This is a genomic window from Thalassobaculum sp. (assembly GCF_040219215.1).
Taxonomy (GTDB): domain Bacteria; phylum Pseudomonadota; class Alphaproteobacteria; order Thalassobaculales; family Thalassobaculaceae; genus Thalassobaculum_A.
Genome location: NZ_JAVJSX010000008.1, coordinates 646,988 through 669,125 on the forward strand (window position 1 = coordinate 646,988; position 22,138 = coordinate 669,125).

General features: G+C 67.4%; 20 protein-coding genes. 7 read left to right on the top strand and 13 right to left on the bottom strand.

Annotated elements, in window-relative coordinates:
* Position 1: 1 nt before the first annotated feature.
* From RIC54_RS08510 to RIC54_RS08525, 4 genes are read right to left on the bottom strand one after another with little or no spacing between them, the layout of a single operon-like run.
* Positions 2 to 2,083, bottom strand: coding sequence for a hypothetical protein (locus tag RIC54_RS08510; RefSeq protein ID WP_350086807.1), 2,082 nt, complete (start codon positions 2,081 to 2,083; stop codon positions 2 to 4).
* A complete protein-coding gene (locus RIC54_RS08515) occupies positions 2,080 to 4,860 on the bottom strand; it encodes a DUF4159 domain-containing protein (RefSeq protein WP_350086810.1) in 2,781 nt (926 codons plus the stop codon). Before RIC54_RS08515 ends, RIC54_RS08510 begins: the two co-directional genes overlap by 4 nt.
* A 10-nt stretch (positions 4,861 to 4,870) precedes the next feature.
* On the bottom strand, positions 4,871 to 5,728 hold the full coding sequence (locus tag RIC54_RS08520; RefSeq protein WP_350086813.1) for a DUF58 domain-containing protein: 858 nt from the start codon (positions 5,726 to 5,728) through the stop codon (positions 4,871 to 4,873).
* Between the two features lie 15 nt (positions 5,729 to 5,743).
* Entirely contained in the window at positions 5,744 to 6,757 is a 1,014-nt protein-coding gene (locus tag RIC54_RS08525) for an AAA family ATPase (protein ID WP_350150930.1), read from the bottom strand.
* A gap of 51 nt (positions 6,758 to 6,808) precedes the next feature.
* Here RIC54_RS08525 and RIC54_RS08530 point away from each other — a divergent pair, with 51 nt between their 5' ends.
* Genes RIC54_RS08530 through RIC54_RS08545 form a run of 4 tightly spaced genes read left to right on the top strand, consistent with a single transcriptional unit; the run spans position 6,809 to position 10,109 of the window.
* A complete protein-coding gene (locus RIC54_RS08530) occupies positions 6,809 to 7,471 on the top strand; it encodes a DUF1285 domain-containing protein (RefSeq protein ID WP_350086819.1) in 663 nt (220 codons plus the stop codon).
* Positions 7,468 to 8,097 (top strand): CoA pyrophosphatase, encoded by a 630-nt coding sequence (locus RIC54_RS08535; RefSeq protein WP_350086822.1) that lies wholly within the window; start codon positions 7,468 to 7,470, stop codon positions 8,095 to 8,097. Before RIC54_RS08530 ends, RIC54_RS08535 begins: the two co-directional genes overlap by 4 nt.
* Before the next feature lie 45 nt (positions 8,098 to 8,142).
* Positions 8,143 to 9,348: a CCA tRNA nucleotidyltransferase gene (locus RIC54_RS08540; RefSeq protein ID WP_350086825.1), complete on the top strand. Its 1,206-nt coding sequence runs from the start codon at positions 8,143 to 8,145 to the stop codon at positions 9,346 to 9,348.
* Complete coding sequence (locus RIC54_RS08545) at positions 9,345 to 10,109, top strand: fumarylacetoacetate hydrolase family protein (RefSeq protein ID WP_350086828.1); 765 nt, start codon at positions 9,345 to 9,347, stop codon at positions 10,107 to 10,109. The genes RIC54_RS08540 and RIC54_RS08545 overlap by 4 nt, the downstream gene beginning before the upstream one ends.
* Positions 10,110 to 10,146: 37 nt before the next feature.
* On the opposite strand, the gene RIC54_RS08550 is transcribed toward RIC54_RS08545, so the two are convergent.
* From RIC54_RS08550 to RIC54_RS08570, 5 genes are all read right to left on the bottom strand, one after another.
* A complete protein-coding gene (locus RIC54_RS08550; RefSeq protein WP_350086831.1) occupies positions 10,147 to 10,347 on the bottom strand; it encodes a YjiS-like domain-containing protein in 201 nt (66 codons plus the stop codon).
* 189 nt (positions 10,348 to 10,536) lie between these two features.
* Positions 10,537 to 11,388, bottom strand: a complete 852-nt coding sequence (hemF, locus tag RIC54_RS08555; RefSeq protein ID WP_350086834.1) for an oxygen-dependent coproporphyrinogen oxidase — start codon at positions 11,386 to 11,388, stop codon at positions 10,537 to 10,539.
* Between the two features lie 115 nt (positions 11,389 to 11,503).
* Entirely contained in the window at positions 11,504 to 12,079 is a 576-nt protein-coding gene (locus RIC54_RS08560; RefSeq protein WP_350086837.1) for a hypothetical protein, read from the bottom strand.
* A gap of 249 nt (positions 12,080 to 12,328) precedes the next feature.
* Positions 12,329 to 16,075 carry a vitamin B12-dependent ribonucleotide reductase gene (locus RIC54_RS08565; protein WP_350150932.1) on the bottom strand — a complete coding sequence of 1,249 codons (3,747 nt, stop codon included), beginning with the start codon at positions 16,073 to 16,075 and terminating at the stop codon, positions 12,329 to 12,331.
* A gap of 478 nt (positions 16,076 to 16,553) precedes the next feature.
* Positions 16,554 to 17,477, bottom strand: coding sequence for a DMT family transporter (locus RIC54_RS08570; RefSeq protein WP_350086843.1), 924 nt, complete (start codon positions 17,475 to 17,477; stop codon positions 16,554 to 16,556).
* A gap of 140 nt (positions 17,478 to 17,617) precedes the next feature.
* Here RIC54_RS08570 and RIC54_RS08575 point away from each other — a divergent pair, with 140 nt between their 5' ends.
* From RIC54_RS08575 to RIC54_RS08585, 3 genes are all read left to right on the top strand, one after another.
* Positions 17,618 to 17,977, top strand: coding sequence for an NADH:ubiquinone oxidoreductase subunit NDUFA12 (locus tag RIC54_RS08575; protein ID WP_350086846.1), 360 nt, complete (start codon positions 17,618 to 17,620; stop codon positions 17,975 to 17,977).
* A gap of 16 nt (positions 17,978 to 17,993) precedes the next feature.
* Positions 17,994 to 18,461, top strand: a complete 468-nt coding sequence (mlaD, locus tag RIC54_RS08580) for an outer membrane lipid asymmetry maintenance protein MlaD (RefSeq protein WP_350086849.1) — start codon at positions 17,994 to 17,996, stop codon at positions 18,459 to 18,461.
* Positions 18,462 to 18,565: 104 nt separating this feature from the next.
* A complete protein-coding gene (locus RIC54_RS08585) occupies positions 18,566 to 18,991 on the top strand; it encodes a DUF2155 domain-containing protein (protein ID WP_350086852.1) in 426 nt (141 codons plus the stop codon).
* On the opposite strand, the gene aat is transcribed toward RIC54_RS08585, so the two are convergent.
* From aat to aroQ, 4 genes are all read right to left on the bottom strand, one after another.
* On the bottom strand, positions 18,919 to 19,572 hold the full coding sequence (gene aat, locus RIC54_RS08590) for a leucyl/phenylalanyl-tRNA--protein transferase (RefSeq protein WP_350086855.1): 654 nt from the start codon (positions 19,570 to 19,572) through the stop codon (positions 18,919 to 18,921). The genes RIC54_RS08585 and aat overlap by 73 nt on opposite strands.
* Before the next feature lie 69 nt (positions 19,573 to 19,641).
* Positions 19,642 to 20,982 (bottom strand): acetyl-CoA carboxylase biotin carboxylase subunit, encoded by a 1,341-nt coding sequence (gene accC, locus RIC54_RS08595; protein ID WP_350086858.1) that lies wholly within the window; start codon positions 20,980 to 20,982, stop codon positions 19,642 to 19,644.
* 31 nt (positions 20,983 to 21,013) lie between these two features.
* Complete coding sequence (gene accB / locus RIC54_RS08600; protein WP_350086861.1) at positions 21,014 to 21,463, bottom strand: acetyl-CoA carboxylase biotin carboxyl carrier protein; 450 nt, start codon at positions 21,461 to 21,463, stop codon at positions 21,014 to 21,016.
* Positions 21,460 to 21,930 carry a type II 3-dehydroquinate dehydratase gene (gene aroQ / locus RIC54_RS08605; protein ID WP_350086864.1) on the bottom strand — a complete coding sequence of 157 codons (471 nt, stop codon included), beginning with the start codon at positions 21,928 to 21,930 and terminating at the stop codon, positions 21,460 to 21,462. Before aroQ ends, accB begins: the two co-directional genes overlap by 4 nt.
* Positions 21,931 to 22,138: the final 208 nt, after the last annotated feature.

Here is a 22,138-nt window from a genome sequence, read left to right on the forward strand (position 1 = left end):
GTCAGTCGCCCTCGCGCCGCCAAGCGATCATCAGGCTGCCAATCAGCAGGAACAGGGCCAGGGCCGCCGGCAGTGCCGGAACGGTCAGGACGCCGGTGACCACATAGTCGCCGTTCGTGCGAAGACCGAACCAGCCGCGCCCCGACGCCGCCCGATCCTTCGACACCCGTCGCAGTGCCGGCACCCCGTCGTCGACCAGCCACTGCAGCCCGCCGCCGGTCGCCTCGACGATCGGCGCGAGCCGCCGGTCGGTTGTCGCAACGTCGGACAACTCAATCGGATTGAGCGCTCCGACCGCGACCATCGCGGTGCGCACTCCGTCGATGAGCCGATACAGTCCCGGCCGTCGGACCTGGATGGACGCTTTGCCGTTGCCGGGACCGACTTCCTCCAACTCGACGGTCTGGGTGGCGCCGTCCGGGCCGGTGACGCGGACCGGCACCAGCGTTCCTTCGAGGGTCCGCCGCTCGATCTCCAGCGTATCGCCGCGCGAGAAGACGTGCAGGACATCTTCTTCAAGGTCCGGTTCGCGCATCAGCCAGTGGGCGGTCCGGCGCAGCAACTCGGCCTGCGGGCCGCCGCCCTCATAGCCGCGGCTCCACAGCCACATCTGGTCCGACAGCAGGTGGGCCACCCGACCCTCGCCGACCCGGTCGAGGATCAGCAGCGGGCGGTCGACCTCGCCCGACATCACGACATTGCCGCGGACGTCACGCGCCTCGATCTGCCGGAACCAGCGGCCCCAGGTCGGCTCGCTGCCGTTGTGTCCGGCGCCGGCCAGCCCGGCGGTCACCGGATGCCGTTCCCCGATCCCGGTTATCCGTGGCCGGAAGCCCTGCTCGATGACACCGCCGGTTGGCTGCGCCGGCAGGACATCGCCGATCGGGGTCCGGGCCAGGCTGAGCCGACTGGCGAATGTCGGTCCCGAGGCTTCCAGCAGCGCTCCGCCCTTGCGGACGTATTCGGCGATGTTCTGCATGTACATGCGGGGCAGCACGCCGCGCCGGCGGTAGCGGTCGAAGATGATCAGGTTGAAGTCTGCCAGCTTCAGCTCGAACAGCTCGCGGATCGGAAAGGCGATCAGCGACAGCTCCCGGATCGGCGTGCCGTCCTGCTTCTCCGGCGGCCGCAGGATCGTGAAGTGAACGAGGTCGACCGAAGGGTCTGATTTCAGGATGTCGCGCCATGTGCGCTCGCCGGCGTGCGGCTCGCCGGACACCAGCAGGACCCGCAGTCGGTCGCGCACGCCGTTGACCGCGATCACCGCCCGGTTGTTGTCCAGCACCAGTTCCTGGCGGCCCGGTTCGGCGGCGAACTCCAGGATGGTCTGACCGCCATGCTCGATCGGGATCTCGATCGAGTGCTCCTGGTTCGCTGGCACCGCAAGCGGCGCGGCCTCACCGCCGTCGATCCCCAACAGCACCGTCGTGGAGGCACCGGGTTGTTCGTTCGGGTCGACCACCTCGATCGTCACGGTCACGGTCTTGTCGACCATGCCGAAGCTTGGTGCCCGGACCACCCGCAGGCGCCGGTCGCGTTCGTTGCGATCGCCGCTCAGCAGCACGTGGAAGGGTCCGGGAATCTGGCCGGAAGCCACGGCCGCGGCCGCGTCGTGCACCTGGCCGTCGGTGACGGCGATAACACCGGCAAGCCGGTGCGCCGGGACGTCGACCAGGGCTTCGCGGACCGCTGCCATCAGACGGGTGCCGTCCTCGGCGCCGGACAGCCCGTCGGCCACGACCGAGACCCGTTTCACGGTAATGTCGGAGATCCGGGCGAGCTTCTCGTCCAGATCTTCAACCGCGGCGTCGGTGCGCGCCGACCGCTCGCCGATCTCCTGGCTGGCGGTCCGGTCGACGGCGACCACGACCACATCGGGTCGTGGCTCCCGGCGTTCGGCGACAATCGACGGGTTGGACAGCGCCAGCACCAGCAGCGCCAGCGCGCCGGTACGCCACCAGCCGCCCCTTGCCCGCCGGGCCAGCACATACCCGGCCGCCGCCAGCGCGATCAGGGCGAGAGCCCCAACAACCGGCCACGGCACCAGCGGTCCGAAGGTCACGTTGATGGCGTCCGGGATCATTGGCCGAGCCTTTCCAGGATCGACGGCACGTGCACCTGGTCGGCCTTATAGTTGCCGGTCAGCGCGTACATCACGAGGTTGACGCCGAACCGGAACGCCATCTCGCGCTGGATCTCGCCGCCCGGCACCACCGGGAAGCGGTATCGGCCGGCGCTGTCACGCGCCCAGGCGGCGGCCCAGTCATGGCTGCCCAGCATGACCGGGCTGACCTCGCTGTTCGGGTTGCTGATCCCGTCCTCGATCCACACCGTTCCGCCGGCGTAGCGGCCCGGAAAGTCCTGCATCAGGTAGAAGGTGCGGGTCAGTACATGGTCGGGCGCGATCGGCGCCAGCGGCGGGATCTCCAGGTCGCGGGTAATCTCGATCAGGCGCTGCAGTCCGGGGGTGCCCCGCGAACCAGGGGCGGCGATCTGGAAGCGGTCGCGGGTGTCAAACAGGATCACGCCGCCGTTGCGCATGTAAACGTTGACCCGGGCGACCGCGGTTTCCGACAGGCGGGGCTGCGAGTCGGTGACCGGCCAGTACAGCAGCGGGAAGAAAGCCAGCTCGTCGCGTTCCAGTTCCACGCCGTAGGGCGCGGCAGGTTCGACCGCGGTGCGGCGCGTCAGGGTATCGGTCAGGCCCAACAGGCCGTCGCGGCTGATTCCGTCGACCCAGTTGTCGCCGGTGATCACATACGCCAGCCGCGTTTCATTCGCCGCCTCGAGGGCGAACCGTTCGGGATCCGCCGGTGGGCCGGTGGGTGTTTGCGCTCCCGCATTGCCGTAGCCGGTCGGCGCGGCGCTCAGCAGGACCAGGCCGACCGCGACGCCGGCGACGGAGCGCGCTAACGGCAGCAGGCCACGCAGAGCCAGGGACACGACGGTGTCGGCGACGGCAAGCAGGACGGCAGCCGCAAGCAGCCAGCCCTGCAGGTCCAGGTCGTGTCCGGCATCCAGTGCCTGAACCGCGGTCCCGCTCGGCGGAGCCGCGCGCCGACCCAGGCTGGTGAGGTTCGGGCCGAGGTTAACCGCTTCGCGGCCGGACTCATCGCCATAGAAGCCCGGCGGATGGCGCGGCCCGACGACAATCGGCCCGGTCCCGGCCCGATCGGCCGCCGCCGGCAGCGGCTCGGCCCCGGCCGCGACCGGTCCCAGCCGTCCGAAGCCGTCCAGGCTGGACAGCGGGGGCAGCGGCCGCTCCGACGCTCCGCCGACCCCTTGGCTGAGCGTCACCACCCGGCGCAGCATGTCGACGAACAGGCCCGCGAGCGGCAGGTCGGTCCAGTCGGCGTTGGCGGTCGTGTGGACCAGCACCAGCCAACCGGACCCGCGGCGCTCTGCGGTTACGATCGGGGTGCCGTCGCCCAGCCGCGCCCATGTCTTCTCGCCCAGGTCGATTGCCGGCTCGGCCAGGACCTGCCGCGACACAGTGACTTCGTCGGGGATCGCGAGGCCATGGAACGGGCTGTCCTCGGCGAACGGTGCCAGCGACGCCGGTCGCGACCACGAGAGTGCGCCCCCGAGGGTCCGATCGCCGCGGCGCAGCCGAACCGGGATCAGGTCCTCGGGACCGAGGCCACCTTTCTCCAGTCCGGCGGCCGCCAGACGCGGCCCGGCGAACCGCATGGCCACGCCACCTTTGCGAATCCAGGCGTCGATCTGCTCTCGCTGGCCGAACGGTACCGCGCCGACGTCAGCCAGTACCAGTACCGCCAGTTCACGGCCCAGCAGGGTGTCCAGGTCGCCTCGGCGGATCTCGGTGAACGGCGCCAGCGCACGGTCGAGGTAGTACAGTTCGTCCAGCAGCGGCTGGGCGCCCTCGAACTCGCGGGCCGACAGCAGGCCGACCGGACGGCGCCGAAACCGCTCGTCGACCAGGAAGACCCCGGCCGGCGTCGTCTCGCCCTCGACCTCCAGCCTGGCCACTTCGTTGCGCAGTTCGGTGGGCAGATCGACCGTCAGGGTCGCGGTGTCGGCGGCGGCGGCGAAGGTGCCCGCGATACGGGTCAACACCCGGTCATCCTCGGTGACCGCACGAACCGCGACGGACCGCTCGATACCGGCCGACAGCCGCCGGACCTCGGCGGTCAGGGCCCCGGTGCCGGTGTCGGGAACGCCGAGCCAAGCCGGCCCGTCGTCGACCGCGTCAATGACGATCAGTTGGCCGAGCCGCTGCAGGCGCTCGGCCAGCCGGGCGCTGCCCGGGGCGGCTTCGGCGCTGCGGATCCACACCGCCGTGGCGGTACGCGGCAGGTTCAGCCGATCAACCTGCGCGACGATCCGCTCCAGGTCGAGCGGCCATGGTCGCGGCTTCAGCGCGCCGACCGCCGACTTGATCCGGGCGGCAGGTGCCAACTCGACCTCGCGGACTTTACCCGATCTCGGCGCGCCGGTGGTGATCAGGGCGACCGGCCGGCTTTCCCGGTCCGCCTGATCGAGGATGCGGATGGCGCGGGCGCGCCTTGCTTCGAAATCCCGCCCCGCCGCCCAGCCGTCGTCGATCACCAGAACGATCGGCCCACCCTCCGGGATTGCCGTCCCCGACGGGATCAGCGGCCGGGCGATCGACAGAATAATGAGGGCGGCGATCATCAGGCGCAGCAGCAGCAGCCACCACGGCGTGGTGTGCGGCGTGTCCTCGTGCGGTCGCAAGCCTTCGAGCAGGCGGATAGCGGGGAACGAGATGCGCTGCGGCGACGGCGGAATGATCCGCAGCAGCCACCACAGGACCGGCAGGCTCAACAGCCCCAGCAGCGCCCAGGGAATGGCGAAGGCCAGGGGGCCGAGGCTCAGCATCGGGCTGCCGTCACGCGAACCGCCCCCCGATCACACCGAACAGCGCTAGCAGCGCGCTCTCGGCCGACCGGTCCGTGGAGTGGTGGGCGAAGGTCCAGCCGGTGGTGCGGGCCAGATCGGTCAGGCCGTCGCGATGCCGGTCCAGGCGTTCCCGGTAGTCGGTCGAGATCGTCTCAGCCCGGCCCAGCAGGTGCGGGGTCTCGGCTTCCAACCCTTCGAACCGGATCCGCCCGCGGTACGGGAAGCCCTCTTCGGCAGGATCCATGACCTGCAGCAGGTGCCCCGTCACCGCTTCACCTGCCCAGCGCTTCACGGCTGCCGAGAGATCGGCAAGCGGGTCGAGCAGGTCGCCGATCAGCACGACAGTGGCGTGCCGTGGCAGGGTTTCATAGACCGGCAAAGAGGTTCCGCCGTCGCGCGTTGTCGCCAGCAGTTCGGCGATTGGCTCGATCGCAGGTTGCCCGGTGCGGGGACGCAGCGGTTCGCCCAACAAGGCAACGCGTTCGCCGGCTTCGATCAGCAGGATGACAAGGGCGAGGGTCAGTAGGTCGGCGCGTTCGCGCTTTTCCACCAGCCTGCGGTCGGAGCGCCAGCGCATCGACGGCGAAGCGTCGCGCCACAGGTAGACGGTCTGGGCCGTCTCGAACTCGCGCTCGCGGACGTAGGTCGTCGAACCGCGGGCGGAGCGGCGCCAGTCGATCATGCGGGCGGCGTCGAACGGCTGATATGCCCGGAACTGCCAGAAGGCGTCGCCGGGACCGGAGCGACGGCGACCGTGGGCACCGGGCGCGACGGTCGACGCCACGCGATGGGCGGCCACCAGAAGCGGCGGCAGCGTCGCGGCGAGATCCTGTGCCTTTTGGCGCATCCGGTGCTCGCGGCGTCAGCGGTGCGGTGCGCAGAGTCGGTCGATCACGGAATCCAGTGTAACCCCTTCGGCGCGCGCCGCGAAGTTCAACGCCATCCGATGGCGCAGGACCGGGTGTGCGAGCGCCAGCACGTCGTCGATCGACGGCGCCAGCCGGCCGTCCAGCACGGCGCGCGCACGGATCGCCAGCATCAGGGCCTGGCTGGCGCGTGGACCCGGTCCCCAGGCGACGTTGCGCCGGACCTCCTCGATGTCGGTGCTGTCCGGACGGCCGTTGCGCACGATTGCCAGGATGGCGTCCACCACGCTCTCGCCGACCGGAATCCGTCGCAGCAGTTTCTGCGCGCGGAGCAGTTGCTCGCCGGACAGGACGCGTTCGATCTCGACCTCCTGGCTGCCGGTAGTCGCCAGCAGCATGGCGCGCTCGGCCTGCTCGTCCGGATAGCCGACCGAAACCTGCAGCAGGAAACGGTCGAGCTGTGCCTCCGGCAGAGGGTAGGTGCCTTCCTGCTCGAGCGGGTTCTGGGTGGCCAGGACGTGAAACGGCTCCGGCAGCCGATGGGTCTGGCCGGCGATCGAGACCGTGTGCTCCTGCATGGCCTGCAGCAGGGCCGACTGGGTGCGCGGGCTTGCCCGGTTGATTTCGTCGGCCATCAGCAGCTGGGTGAACACCGGCCCCCGGATGAAGCGGAAACTGCGCTTTCCTTCGGCATCTTCCTCCAGCACCTCCGACCCGAGGATGTGGGCGGGCATCAGGTCGGGTGTGCACTGGATGCGCTTGTCGTCCAGGCCCAGAATGATTCCCAGCGTCTCGACCAGCCGGGTCTTGGCCAGGCCCGGGACACCGATCAGCAGGGCGTGGCCGCCGGCGAGCACGGTGACCAGGGTCTGGTCGACCACTTCCTGCTGCCCGAAGATCACCTTGCCGACTCCGTCGCGGACTTTTGCGAGGCTGCGGCCGAGCTGGTCGACCTCCTTGACGAATGCGAGACCGTCGGTGGCGTCCAGGGTGGTGGTGGAGTTCGGCATGGCGGGTATACTCACTGAGAGTGGGCGCCCGGGCAGGGATGAAACCGCCGAATGGCAGAACAGCGACGCGTCATGGGCGACAAGACCGTCCGTTCAGGTTCAGACCTAGAGCGTATCGCAGCCGCGGCGCGCGGCAAGGGGCAGTCGCGGAATGGCGATCATGATCGCGTGAAGGACAATCCGTCCGCGTCGGACCGGCGAGACGGCGACTTCGAGATGCGGATCGGCCGGGACGGCACCTGGTACTACAAGGGAACACCGATCACCCGCCTGCCTCTGGTCAAGCTGTTTGCATCGGTGCTGCGCCGTGAACCCGACGGATCGCACTGGCTTGTCACACCGGTCGAGCGCGGAACCATCATCGTCGAGGACGCTCCCTTCGTTGCGGTCGACGTCGACCGGAAACCGGCGGACAGCCTGTTGGTTGCCGAGGACGTCGAGTTGATCTTCCGGACCAATCTTGACGAAACCGTGGTGGCGGGAGCGGATCATCCGATTCGTGTGGAGATCGATGCGGACACGGGCGAGCCGGCGCCCTATATCGATGTCAGGAACGGGCTTGAGGCGCTGATCAATCGTCCCACGTTCTATCGTCTCGTGGAGTTCGCCGTGGAGCGGGCGGACCCCGCGTCGGGCAGCAAGGTGCTGGGTGTATGGAGCAAGGGTCAGTTCTTCCCGCTGGGGTCGGCCGAGACCGACGGTTCGACCTCATGACGCTGGACGACTTCCGGACCGCGTTCAGCCGGGTTGCGGAACTGACCGACGAGGGGTTCCTGCCGGTCGCACGCTGCCGTGGCGACCATGACCTGAATCCCGGCATGTCGGTTCCGGAGGCGCCGCGGGCGGCGGCTGTTCTGGTGCCGATCGTGGAGCGCGAGGGCGGCCTCACCATCCTGCTGACCCGACGTTCCGACGCGCTGCCCGTGCACAGGGGTCAGATCAGCTTCCCGGGCGGCCGCGTCGAAGACGACGACGTGGACGACGTCGAGACGGCGCTGCGCGAGACCGAGGAGGAGATCGGGCTCGACCGCGATCAGGTGGAGGTCATCGGCCGGCTCGACACCTACACCACCCGCACCGGTTTTCAGGTCACCCCGGTGGTGGGTCTGATCCGTCCGCCGTTCGACCTGGTTCCCGACCCGGTGGAAGTGGCGGAGATCTTCGAGGTGCCGCTCAAGTTCGTTCTCGATCCGGCCAACCATGAGCGGCAGAGCCGCGAATGGCAGGAGACCACCCGGCACTTCTGGGTGCTGCCTTACCAGCACTATTACATCTGGGGCGCCACCGCCGGAATGCTGGTGAACCTTGCCGACGTGATGCTGGGCGCGCTTCGGCGCTGAAGGATCCGCATGCGGCCCGCCGATCGAATTCCCGCTCAATCCTGGATGACGGACTCGCCCGCCGCCGCCGTGTTTGCCGCGCTGGCCGCCAACGGCGTGCAGGCTCGCTTCGTCGGCGGCTGCGTGCGCGATGCCGTGCTCGGCCTGCCGATCGGCGATCTCGATGTCTGCACGCCGGCCCGCCCCGAGCGGGTCATGGCGCTGGCGCGCGCCGCCGGTCTCAAGGTGGTGCCGACCGGTATAGAACATGGCACCGTCACGGTGGTCGCCGACCATGTCCCCGTCGAGGTGACGACGTTGCGCCGGGATGTGGAGACCGACGGCCGGCGTGCGGTGGTCGCCTTCACCGACGACTGGGCCGAGGACGCCGCGCGCCGGGACCTTACGCTGAACGCGCTGTACCTCGACCCGGACGGCACGGTGTATGACCCCATCGGGCAGGGGTTGGCCGACGCGCGGGCCGGCCGGATCCGTTTCGTCGGCAATGCCGAAACCCGGATCCGCGAGGACGTGCTGCGGATCCTGCGGTTCTTCCGGTTCTGGGCGCGCTTCGGCCGGGAACCACCCGACCCGGTCGGCCTGGCAGCGTGCGCCACGCTGGCGGACCGCATCCCGTCCCTGTCGGGGGAGCGGGTGTGGGCAGAACTGGCGAAGCTGCTGGTGGCGCGCCGGGCCGCTGAGGCGCTGGGTGCGATGGCCGAGTCGGGCGTGACCGACCGCCTGTGGCCCGGATCGACGGACGTGGCGCGGGCCGTTGCGGTGATCGGACTCGAGCAGTCGCTGGGCCTGCAAGCGGATGCCGTGCGGCGGCTGGCTGCGATGATCGGCGGTGCCGGAGGGGCGGAGCCAGCGGCGAGCCGGCTGCGGCTGTCGCGTGCCGAGGCGGATCGGGTGCGCCGGGCCCTCAGTGTGGCCGGCGGGCCGGCGGGCGGCGATCCCGAACGGCGCGCGCGCATCTATCGCACTGGGTCCCGGGCCTACCTGGATGCCCGGATTCTGTTCGCCGCTGCCGGCCGAGAGCCGGCGGATACCCTGGTTCACGACCGCGACGTGGCACAAGAGTGGACGCCGCCGCGTTTCCCGATCGGCGGAGACGACGTGGCGGCGCTCGGAGTGCCGCCGGGGCCGGGCACCGGCCGGCTCCTGCGGCTGGTCGAAGACGCGTGGATTGCCGATGATTTCACAGGGGACGCGGCGGCCTGCCGTGCCAAGCTGGCGGCACTCGTCGACCAAGGGAGACAGCAGCAATGACCACCGACATTACCGCCGCCATGGTGGCAGCCCGCCGCGCCGGCCGCCGCGCGCCGCTGCCGGCCTCGATTCCGGAGGACCGGGCCGCGGCCTATGCGGCCCAGATCGCGACGTTCGAGGCCCTCGGGCTTGGCGTGGCTGGCTTCAAGGTCGGATCGAACGGCCGGACCGGCGAGCCGGCGGCGGCACCGCTGGCCGCCGGCACCATTCACCGGGACAAGACCCGGATCACCGTCTCGGAGGCGCACCCGCTGTGGCTGGAGGCCGAGCTGGCCTTCGTCATGGGACGCGACCTGCCGGCCCGCAGCGCGCCCTATGCGGCGGACGAGGTGCTGGCGGCGGTCGAGGGCGTGGCGGCGGCGATCGAGATCGTCGATCCGCGCTTCGCCGACTGGCCGGCGATTCCGCCGATGGCGGCGTTTGCCGATTTCCAGGCGAACGGCGCGACCGTCGTGTCGTCCGTCGGGCGCGGCGCCGGCGACCTGAAGGTGGAGGAGCTGACGGTCGACTTCCGGATGGGCGATCTGGTCAAGACCGTGCCCGGCACCAAGTACCCCGGCGAGGATGCCGTCCGACTTCTGGTCTGGCTGGCGAACAATGTTGGCCTGTGGGGAGCCACGATGACGGCGCGCGGCCTGAGGGCGGGGGATGTCGTCATCAGCGGTTCGTGGACCAGCGTCGACAAGGCTGTCGCTGGAACCACCGCCAGCAACACCATTGCCGGAGTCGGGTCGGTCGCAGTCGAGATCGTCCAAGGTTAGCGCAGAGGTGGCCGGAGCGCTGGGCCGCCCGCGCGGTTCAGCGCAGCCGCTCGATCTCGAAGCGGGTGAAGCCGGCGTCCCGCAGCAGGCGGTCGTCCAACTCGAGCAGCAGGCGAATGCCTTCGCGACGCAGCCGCCACGCCTGGACGGCCCGCAGGCCACGCAAAGGCAGTACGGCCAGAGACGTCAGGATGTTGGCCGGTCCGCGTCGTTCGACGGCAAAGTCAAAAGTAGACATGGCGCATCTCCAAGAACGGCCTTTCAGCCGGTGTGATCCTCGGACTCCCACGGAATCCGCCTGTGATGGGCGGGTAGGTGGAGAATGCGCCGCGTGTTGCAAACCGCTGTGCCGAGATGGCCGGTATGCGCCGTGTGCAGTGCACAAAGGCGACGGAAACTGTCGCTCGAGCGACTCCCTGTTCGCCGGTTACGGCCAGGCGACTTCGGGCGGCAGGCTCATCAGGATGGCTTCGACGTTGCCGCCGGTCTTGAGGCCGAACAGCGTGCCGCGGTCGTACAGCAGGTTGAACTCGACATAGCGCCCGCGCCGGACCAACTGGTGCTGTCGCTCGGCATCGGTCCACGGCTCGTTCATGTGCCGCTCGACCAGGCGTGGATAGATATCGAGGAAGGCAAGTCCGACGTCGCGGGTGAATGCGAGGTCGGCTGCGAAGTCGTTGTCCACGTAGTCGTAGAAGATCCCGCCGACGCCGCGGGGTTCGTTGCGATGCTTCAGAAAAAAGTACTCGTCGCACCATGCCTTGAACCGCGGGTAGTACGCCGGATCGTGGGCATCGCAGGCGGCCTGAAAGGCAGCGTGGAAATCGCGCGTGTCGGCATCGTCCGGGACCATGGGCGTGAGGTCGGCGCCGCCGCCGAACCAGCTCTTGGTCGTGGCGATGTGCCGGGTGTTCATGTGCACGGCCGGCACCCGCGGCGAACGTAGGTGGGCAACCAGCGAAATGCCGCTGGCGAAGAACCTCGGGTCCTCGGCGGCACCGGGGATCGAGGCTCGGAACTCCTCGGAGAACTCGCCGTGGACCGTCGAGATGTTGACGCCAACCTTCTCGAACACCCGTCCGTGCATCAGCGACATGGTTCCGCCGCCACCGCCGTCCCGTTCCCAGGTCCTGCGGGTGAAGCGGCCGGCGGGACGCTGGTCCCGCAACGAACCATCATAGGCATCCTCAAGGGCTTCGAACGCAGAACAGATCCGATCGCGAAGCGAGGCAAACCAAGCCTGCGCCTCGGCGCGCTCAGCATCGGTGGACAGGTACATGGCGCGCTCCACAGCATCGACGAATGCCCCCGTGATGCCTCACGGCGCGCGGCAACGCAAACACACTGACAAGAGGCGTATCGAAACCGGGTCTGCCAGGCCGATGCTGTGAACGTCAGCCCGCGGGGCGGGTCTTCGCTGCCTCGGGTGTCGGTGCGGCCGGCTGTGCGGGGACCGGCGCTTCGTTCTTCGGCTTTGCCCGGTTCTCCAGCTTCGGCGCGGTATCGAGTGGCTTCGCCTTGGTTGGCCCCTTGGCCTTGACGCCTCCGGACAGCATGGCGACTTCCAGCAACCGCTCGCATTGGCCCTTGAACTCGGGCGGCGCCTTGTACTTGACCGCTCCGGCCAGTTTCTCGCGGGCTTCCTTGATCTTCTTGGCGCGCAGCTCGATGTCGTCGGACTTTGCGGCGTCGAGCGCTGCCTTCGCGGCGACCGCCGTCGCCTTCATGAAGCCGTGCAGCAGCAGGGAGTCCAGTACTCCGCGTGCCTGTTTCGAGTAATCAGGGGGTAGCTTGGGGTTCTTGAGGTTCTCGGAAATCCGCTTGGCCGCACCTTCGCATCGGTCGGTGTTGCCGGCCTCGGCGTGAGCCTTCAGGTGCGCCAGTGCACTTTCGATCGAAACCTTCATGGCTTCGAGTCGTCGGGCTTCCGCCTCTGCCTTTTCGTCGTCCTTTCCGGACCGTCCGAACATGCGGTGTTCCTCCGCTCCTAGCGTTCCCTTATATCGTTTAACAAATCGCTAATGATCGAGCCAATGTTAAAAATATGTGTCAGCTTGGTGTTGTTGAGAATTTTACGGATATTTGGGAATAGTTAGTTTTGTTGTTGTTGAAAGAGCGTTGTATACATCGAAGCATCCAATCGTTCCGACGCAAACGAAACGGGCCCGGTCGAATGACCGGGCCCGTCAGGACGTGGAAAGGTCTATGCGGGTGATGCGTCAGCTGCAGCCGCTGGTACCGCCGCAGGTGTCGCACTTCAGGCACGTGCCGTTGCGCACCAGGGTGAAGTTGCCGCATTCGCCGCAGGACTCGCCTTCATAACCCTTGATCCTGGCTTCGCGGATCTTGGCCAGCTTGCCGTCGACCGCGTTCATGACCTCGCTGGAGACCGCAACCTTCGTCGTGGTCCGCTCGACAACCGCCACACCGCCGCCGACCGCATGACCCGACGACGACTGGGGTGATCCGCCGCCGCCTGTCCGGCCAGTGGTGGTGTTCACCGCGTGGCCGTGGGCGTGCCCGTCGGTTCCGGTCGCCTGGGCGACCCCGCCGTGCAGAACGACCAGATTGGAGCGGACGTCGGTGCGGGCAAAGCCGCGGCTGGCAGCCTGGCCGACCTTCTCGAGCAGCGCGTTGGCCGCGGCGACACTGTGTTCCTCGGCACCGTCACCGACCGTGTCGGGCGCCAGATCCTCTTTCTGGACATGGGCGAGGTCGTGACGGTCCAGATAGGAGATCGCCAACTCCCGGAAGATGTAGTCGATCACCGAGGTCGCCATCTTGATGGCGTCGTTGCCCTGGACCATGCCCGACGGCTCGAAGCGCTGGAACGTGAAGGCGTTGACGAAGTCCTCCAGCGGCACCCCGTACTGCAGGCCGATCGACACCGCGATCGCGAAGTTGTTCATCAGCGACCGGAAGGCCGCGCCCTCCTTGTGCATGTCGACGAAGATCTCGCCCAGACGGCCGTCCTGGTACTCGCCGGTGCGCAGGTACACCTTGTGGCCGCCGACCACCGCCTTCTGGGTGTAGCCCTTGCGACGCTGGGGCATCCGCTCGCGTTCGGCGTGATGAACGATCTTCTCGACGATCTTCTGCACGATCCGTTCGGCAACCACCGGAGCCTTGACCGCCGCCGGCTGTGCCGCGAATTCCTCGGCCTCTTCCTCATCGTCGAAGTCGAAGGTCGAAGCCGACAGCGGCTGGCTCAGCTTGGAGCCGTCGCGGTACAGCGCGTTGGCCTTCAGCCCCAGGCGCCACGACAGGATGTAGGCTTCCTTGCAGTCCTCCACCGCCGCGCTGTTCGGCATGTTGATGGTCTTGGAGATCGCGCCGGAGATGAACGGCTGGGCCGCCGCCATCATGCGGATGTGGGATTCCGCCGAGAGGTAGCGCTTGCCGATCCGCCCGCACGGGTTGGCGCAATCGAACACCGGCAGGTGCTCAAGCTTCAGATTCGGAGCACCCTCCAGCGTCATCGCGCCGCAGACGTAGGTGTTGGCGGCCTCGACCTCGGCCTTCGAGAAGCCGAGCGCGACCAGCATGTCGAACGCCGGATCGTTGAGCTGCTCGTCGGTGAAGCCGAGCGTCTCCCGGCAGAACGCCTCGCCCAGCGACCACTTGTTGAAGGCGAACTTGATGTCGAAGGCCGAAACTACCGCCTCATCGATCTTGGCGATCTCGGCCGGGCCGAAGCCCTTGGCGATCAGGGTATCGTGACCGATGGCCGGCGCACCCTTCAGGGTGCCGTAGCCCACGGCGTACCGGACGATCGCCTCGACTTCGGCCTCGTCGTAGCCGAGCGTCTGCAGGGCTTGGGGCACGACCCGGTTGATGATCTTGAAGTAGCCGCCTCCGGCCAGCTTCTTGAACTTCACGATCGCGAAGTCGGGCTCGATCCCGGTGGTGTCGCAATCCATGACCAGCCCGATGGTGTCGGTCGGGGCGATCACCGTCGCCTGGGCGTTGCGGTAGCCGTGCTGCTCGCCGAGCGTCAGGGCGGAATCCCAGGCGCGGCGGGCGGCCTCCACCAGTTCCGACGACGGGCAGCTGGCGCCGTCCAGCGGCACCGGGGTGATCGACAGGCTCTCGTAGCCCGCGACATGACCGTGGGCGGCGCGGCGATGATTGCGGATCACCCGCAGCATCGACTCCGCGTTTTCCTTGTAGCGCGGGAAGGCCCCCAGTTCGCCGGCAATCTCGGCCGACGTTGCGTAGGCAACGCCGGTCATGACCGCGGTCAGCGCACCGCACATCGCGCGGCCCTCGGGGCTGTCATAGGACAGGCCCATGGCCATCAGCAGGCCGCCGATGTTGGCGTAGCCGAGGCCCAAGGTCCGGTAGTCGTAGGAGAGCTTGGCGATTTCCTTCGACGGGAACTGCGCCATCAGGACCGCGATCTCGAGAGTGACGGTCCACAGCCGGGTGGCGTGCTCGTATGCCGCGACGTTGAACGAACCATCGGCGCGCTGGAACTGCATCAGGTTCATCGACGCCAGATTGCAGGCGGTGTCGTCGAGGAACATGTACTCCGAGCACGGGTTGGACGCGTTGATGCGGCCGCCGGCCGGGCAGGTGTGCCAGTCGTTGATCGTGGTGTCGTACTGCAGGCCCGGGTCGGCGCAGGCCCAGGCGGCGTGCGCGATCTTTTCCCACAGATCGTTCGCCTTGACCGTGGCGGCGATCTTGCCGTCGGTGCGGCGGATCAGGTTCCAGTCGCCGTCGGCCTCGACCGCCTGCAGGAACTCATCGGACACCCGAACCGAGTTGTTGGAGTTCTGGCCGGACACCGTCAGGTAGGCGTCGCTGTCCCAGTCGGTGTCGTAGGTCTTGAACTCGATCTCGGTGAAGCCTTGGCGTGCGAACTGGATGACCCGCTGGACATAGTTGAGCGGGATCATCGCGGCCTTCGCCGACTTGATCGCGGCCTTCAACTCCGGATTGGCGGTCGGCTCATAGGCGGCGTCGCCGAGGCTGGCCTTGGCGTCGACGCAGGCCTTCATCACCGCCTTCATGTTCTTGGCGGCGAGCTTGGAGCCGGCAACCAGGGCGGCAACCTTCTGCTCCTCGATGACCTTCCAGTCGATGTAGGCCTCGATGTCCGGGTGGTCGATGTCGACCGATACCATCTTGGCGGCTCGACGGGTGGTGCCGCCGGACTTGATCGCCCCGGCCGCCCGGTCGCCGATCTTCAGGAAACTCATCAGCCCCGACGACTTGCCGCCACCGGCCAATGCTTCGTTCTCGCCGCGCAGCTTGGAGAAGTTCGACCCGGTGCCGGAGCCATACTTGAACAGACGCGCCTCGCGGACCCACAGGTCCATGATGCCGCCTTCGTTGACCAGATCGTCGGCGACCGACTGGATGAAGCAGGCGTGCGGCTGCGGGTGCTCGTAGGCCGACTTGGACCGGGTCAGCTTGCCGGTCTTGAAGTCGACGTAGTGGTGGCCCTGCGCGGGGCCGTCGATCCCGTAGGCCCAGTGCAGGCCGGTGTTGAACCACTGCGGCGAATTCGGCGCCGCCATCTGGTTCGCCAGCATGAAGCACATTTCGTCGTAGTAGGCGCGGGCGTCCTGCTCGGTATCGAAGTACCCGCCCTTCCAGCCCCAATAGGTCCAGGTACCGGCCAGACGGTGGAACACCTGGCGGGCGCTGTGTTCACCGGTGGTGCGCTCGCCGACCGGCAGCGCCGACTGGGCCTTCTCGTCGACCGCTTCGCGCCACAGCCAGGACGGGACGTCGTTTTCCTCGACCTTCTTGCGGGCGACCGGGATGCCGGCCTTGCGGAAATACTTCTGCGCCAGGATGTCGCTCGCGACCTGCGACCAACTTGCAGGGACCTCGACGTCGTCGCGCCGGAACACCACGGAGCCGTTCGGGTTCCGGATCTCGCTGGCCGTCGTACGGAAGGCCACACCCTCGTAGGCGTCCTTGCCTTCGGTGGTGAACCGACGCTCGATCTTCATCGCTGCTGACTCCCTGACTGTCCGTATCCGTGCGGCGGGCCGGCCCGCGTTCAGGTCGGAACCACATCTTGTGTATGCCGGCAGGGAGGCTACTGAATATGGGGGAGGGCGTGCAAGTCCGAAAGTTAAGATTCGGTAACTTTTCCGCCTGGAATCAGGGCTTGTTGCTTAAAATCAACACTTGGTTTTAAGTAAAATTAAATATAGAGCGTTCCCGCGATTGAGTATCGCAGGTATTCGAGTGCGACTTCACTTCCTGTAGTGGGGCTTTGCCTTCTAGGGCGTTTGACCCCGCACGATCGACCGGCGTCGCGTGGTGTCCACGGCTCTCCGACGCATGACCGACGCTTAGGATGCTGGAATCGGTCGGCCCGTGCAACAGATTTTGTGGGCAACAATCTTGCGTGGTCTATATCTAGCGTGGGCCTGGAATGTCGTGGACGCGCGGCAAGGCGATGGAGCAGTGGTCCAGGGACGTTCAGACCGGTCGCCGGCGGCGACCCTGCGCCAGGACGATGCCGGCAAGGACGACAAGCGCGCCGACCAGCTGAATGCCGGTCAGCGCCTCGCCAAGCACCGCGGCGGCCAACGCCACGCTGACTACCGGCTCCAGGTTGACGGCGACCGCCGCCCGTACGGTTCCCAGGCGCTGGATCGCAGCAAACAGACAGGTCAGGCCCACGGTGTAGGCGACCGCGTTGCCAAGCACGCCGGTCCAGCCGCGCGGATCGGTCGGCAGTTGCAGGCCGCCAAGCATCGCGATCAGCGCCCCGCTGAACAGCGCGCAGGCGCTGGCGACGGTCGCGGTCAGCAGCAGCGGCGGAATCTCGGCCGTCAATCGCCGAGAGACCTGGAACGAGACCGCGACGCAGGTTCCGCCGCCGAATGCCATGGCGAGGCCCACGGGATCGGCGTGCGCGACGCCGCCTTCCAGCAGCAGCGCGATCCCGGTAAAGCCGACGCCGAGCGCCAGGACCCGGCGGAGGGTCAGGCGCTCGTCGCCAAGCAGGTGGGCGAGCGGCCCGACCATCAGCGGAAAGGTGAAGAATACCAGGCTGGCCACAGGAACCGGAATGCTTCGCACGCTAGTCATGTAGCCGTATGAGGCGCCGCCAGACAGCAAGACCAGTGCGGTCAACAGCGGAAGGTGGCGCCGCCGGATCACCATCGGCCGTCCGGTGACGGCGAGGAGCAGCGACAACCCCACCCCGGCGAGCGCGAACCGAGCGAGTTGCAGCGTCAGCGCGCCGGTTCCGCCATCGAACGCCAGCCGCGCAAATGTCGGTGCCGCCCCGAAGAACAGGGCGGTCACGGTGATGAACGCAAATCCCGACAGGGAGCCCGCTACCGTCGGCAGGACGGGCTGCTGGTGTGGCGGTGTTGGCGAAGCGGGAAACGACATCGTCAATGCTCTTAAGAGGCGGCGCGCTCAGGCGCAACGTCGCCGTTGCGGCGGGTCTGGAAGATGCCGCGCAGACTGGACGTTTGGTGCCTGCGATGACATAGTCCGGCCGCATCGATACCGGTCGCCGAGGACTGCCAATGGACGTCGGACTGCGTGTGTTTACCTGGCTGAACGGCAAGCTCGTGGGCGACGACCCGTACGGGAATCGCTACTTCGTGCACAAGGCCAACCGCAAGCGCGACGGCCGGGAGATGCGTTGGGTCGTGTACAACGGTCTGGCCGAGGCCTCGAAGGTCCCGCCGGATTGGCATGCCTGGTTGCACCACTCGACCGACGCGCTGCCGAATGAGCAGCAGGTCCCTCGGTTTGACTGGCAGAAGGATCACATGCCGAACCTGACCGGTACGCGTTACGCGTACCGGCCGCCGGGCCACGTGCTGCAGGGCGGCAAACGAGAACGGGCGACGGGCGACTACGAGCCCTGGACGCCGGCCTGAACGGGATAGTGCCGGCATGAACCGCAGTCTGATCGAAACCTTGATGGGCGCCATGGTGCTCGGCGTTGCCGGGCTGTTCCTGATGTTCGCCTATACGACGGCGGATCTCGGCCGGACCGACGGCTATGAGGTCTATGCCAACTTCACGACCGTGGGTGGCCTGCGGGTCGGAAGCGACGTGCGACTGGCGGGCATCAAGATCGGCACCGTGAAGCGCCAGGAACTTGATCCGGAGACCTACCTCGCGCGGGTGACGCTGAGCGTGGAGCCGTCGGTCAAACTACCTGCGGACACTTCGGCGTCGATCACCAGCGAAGGCCTGCTGGGCGGCAATTTCGTGGACCTGGCGCCGGGCGGCGACACTGAAATGCTGAAGCCGGGGGGACGGATCCAGTATACCCAGGATGCCATCGACCTGGTGCAGATGCTCGGCAGGTTCGTGTTCTCAAGCGGCCAAGCCGGCGGCGAATCCCCCAAGCAGTAGCGAGGAAGCCGCGGAACCGCCGCATTTCCTGCGTCTTATCCAAATCCGGAACGGCACACTTCAGGCGAGACCGAGATGGGGCGATGCGACGGATGACGCATGGAATGACAATGGCCGCGGCCGGCCTGCTGTTCTGCGCCTTGATCTCCATGCGGCCCGGTGGAGCGCAATCGGCTGACGAACCAGAATGGATTCCGCAGCCGGTCGCCAAGCTGCAGGGGCTGGACAAGGTAACGGCGCGAATCTCGACGGTCACCGTGCCGGTGGGCGAGACCGTGGTGTTCGGCACGCTGCAGATCACCGCCCAGACCTGCCAGGAGCATCCGCCGACCCTGGCGCCGGAGAGTGCCGCGTTCCTGATCATTGAGGACCAGCCGCCGGATGAGACGCCGCGTCGGGTCTTCGACGGCTGGATGTTTGCCTCCAGCCCGGCGCTGAACTCCCTGGACCACCCGGTCTACGATGTCTGGATGCTGGCCTGCAGCAGTGATTCGACTGCGGGCCAGTCACCCTCCGCCGGTAAGAACTGAGCGGGGGTGGCGATCGCCTGCTGCAGGCGGCTCCGGTACTCCTCGCGGGGAATTTCGACGGCTCCGAACCGCTGCAGATGACCGGTGATGAACTGACTGTCCAGCAATCGGAAGCCACCGGCACGCAGCCGCGCGACCAGATGGACCAGTGCGACCTTGGAGGCGTCGGTCTCGCGGCTGAACATGCTTTCGCCGAAGAACGCACCGCCCAGGCGGACCCCGTAGAGCCCGCCGACCAGAGTCCCGTCGTGCCGGACCTCGATCGAATGGGCGTGTCCGCGTTCGTGCAAGGCTACGAACAGGCTGAAGATCTCCCGATTGATCCAGGTGTCGGGGCGCCGCTCCGTTGACTCGGCACAACCGGCGAGCGTTCCGGCGAAGTCCCGGTCGCACGTGACCTGGAAGCGCCGCTGACGGACGGTTTTGCGCAGGCTGCGGGATACATGGAACCCGTCGAGCGGAATGATGCCGCGCCGATCCGGGTCGACGAAGAATGTCCGCGGATCATCGCGCCCTTCGGCCATCGGGAACACGCCGACGGCGTAGGCCTGGAGCAGCAGCTCGGGTTGGATCTGCGACATGGTCACCGACTGGGGACGGTGCGACCGGCAAAGGCTATCAGGTGCGGCCGTCAGGGCAACTGCCCGATGCTAGGAAGGCAGGAAGTTCCGCTCCAGCCAGCGGATGTGATAGTCGCCGTTGATGAAGTCCGGATCGGCCATCAGGCGCTGGTGCAGTGGAATCGTGGTCGGCAGTCCCTCGATCACGAACTCGTCGAGGCTTCGGCGCAGGCGGAGCAGGCACTCGTTCCGGGTCGAGCCATGCACCACCAGCTTGGCGATCAGGCTGTCGTAGTGCGGCGGCACCGGGTAGCCGGCGTACAGGGCGGAGTCCACGCGCACCCCGAGCCCGCCCGGGACATGGTAGTTGGTCACCCTTCCCGGCCGCGGCTGGAAGGTCACGGGATCCTCGGCGGTGATCCGGCACTCGATGGCGTGACCGGAGAACGTGATGTCCTTCTGGGTCATCCCAAGCGGTGCCCCGGAGGCGATCTGGATCTGCAGGCGAACCAGATCGATGCCGGTGATCGCCTCGGTGATCGGATGCTCGACCTGCAGGCGGGTGTTCATCTCGATGAAGAAGAACTCGCCGTCCTCGTACAGGAACTCGAAGGTTCCCAGGCTACGATAGCCCATGCGGCTGATCGCGTCGACGGCCCGGCGGCCGATGCGTTCGCGCTCGGCCGCGTTCAGCGCCGGCGACGGGGCCTCCTCGACGACCTTCTGGTGGCGGCGCTGCACCGAGCAGTCGCGCTCGCCGAAATGCACGACGGAGCCGTGATTGTCGGCGGCGATCTGGATCTCGATGTGCCGCGGCCGCGACAAATAGCGCTCCATGTAGACGGCGTCGTTGCCGAAGGCCGCGGCCGACTCGCGGCGCGCCATGTGGAAGGCTTCTTCCAGGTTCTCCGGTCCTTCGGCGACCTTCATTCCACGCCCGCCACCGCCGGCTGCCGCCTTCACCAGGATCGGATAGCCGATGCGCTGGGCTTCCGCCTTGGCGGCGTCCAGCGTCTTCACCTCGCCCTCGGAGCCGGGGACGCACGGAACCCCAAGCTCGACCATCGTGCGCTTGGCGGTGATCTTGTCGCCCATCGCCTGAATGTGGGCGGGCGACGGACCGATGAAGGTAATGCCGTGGGCTTCGACGATCTCGGCGAAAGCCGCGTTCTCGGACAGAAATCCGACGCCCGGGTGGATGGCATCGGCGCCGGTCACGGCGGCGGCCGATACGATTGCCGGGATGTTCAGGTAGCTGTCGCGGGCCGGCGGCGGGCCAATGCACACGCTCTCGTCGGCGAGGCGCACATGCATGGCGTCGGCGTCCGCCGTCGAGTGCACGGCAACTGTCTTGATCCCCATCTCCCGGCAAGCGCGGTGGATGCGGAGCGCGATTTCGCCGCGGTTGGCGATCAGGACTTTTTCAAACACCGGCCTCGCCCCGTTTTCGTGATCGCCCGTGTCACTCAAGCACAACCAGGGTCTGGCCGTACTCCACCGGCTGGCCATTCTCCACCAGCACCGCCTTCACCGTCCCGGCGCGTGGAGCCGTGATCGGGTTCATGACCTTCATCGCCTCGATGATCAGCAGGGTGTCGCCTTTGGCGACTTTGCTGCCGGCCTGCACATACGGCGCCACACCCGGCTCGGACGCCGTATAGGCGGTGCCCACCATCGGCGACGGGACGACCTCGCCGTTCTCGGCCGCGACAGCCGAGGGCACCGGCGTGGCGGCGGACGGCGCAACCGACGTCGCCATCGGGGGCGCTGGCGCGACTGCGGTCATCTGGACCTGCGGCCGGGCAATCCGGACCTTCAGATCCTTGGTCTCGTACTCGATCTCGCCGAGGCCCGTCTCGTTCAGAAGGGCCGCCATCCGGCGGACGAGGTCATCGTTGAAGTCCTGGCTCAAGGCGTGCTCCCGTCGTCGTCGACAACGCCCACCAACCGCCTCATCGCCTGCAGGGCGAGGAGATAGCCGTGGGCGCCGAAACCGCAGATCACTCCGACCGCGACGTCGGAGATGTAGGAATGATGGCGGAACGGCTCGCGCTTGAAGGTGTTCGAGAGGTGCAACTCGATCACCGGCAGGTCGGACAGGGCCAGCGCGTCGTGGATCGCCACCGAAGTATGGGTGTAGGCGCCGGCATTGATGATGATGCCATCGTGCTCGTCCCGCGCCTGCTGAATGATCGAGACCAGTTCGCCTTCGAAATTCGATTGCCGGAAGTCGACCTCAAGGCCGAGCAGATCGCCCTCGGCGATGCAGTTCTGCTCGATCTCCGCGAGCGTGGTGCGGCCGTAGATCGTCGGCTCGCGCACGCCGAGCATGTTCAGGTTGGGTCCGTTCACGATCAGAATGTCGGGGCGGTCGGCCACGGAGTCATCTCCCAGTGAATGCCGGGCGGCGTTATACCACGCAGTCGTCAGCCTGCAACGCTTCGGCAGGCCGCCGGGGGATTTCGAGCGCCGATACGCGGCCGCGAGCGATCGATTCGCCGTCCAGCCCGGTTGCGACAGGGAGTAGCGTTTTCACGGGGAATCGCGCGACCATGCCGATCGAACAAACCTGGAGGCCGACTCCGTC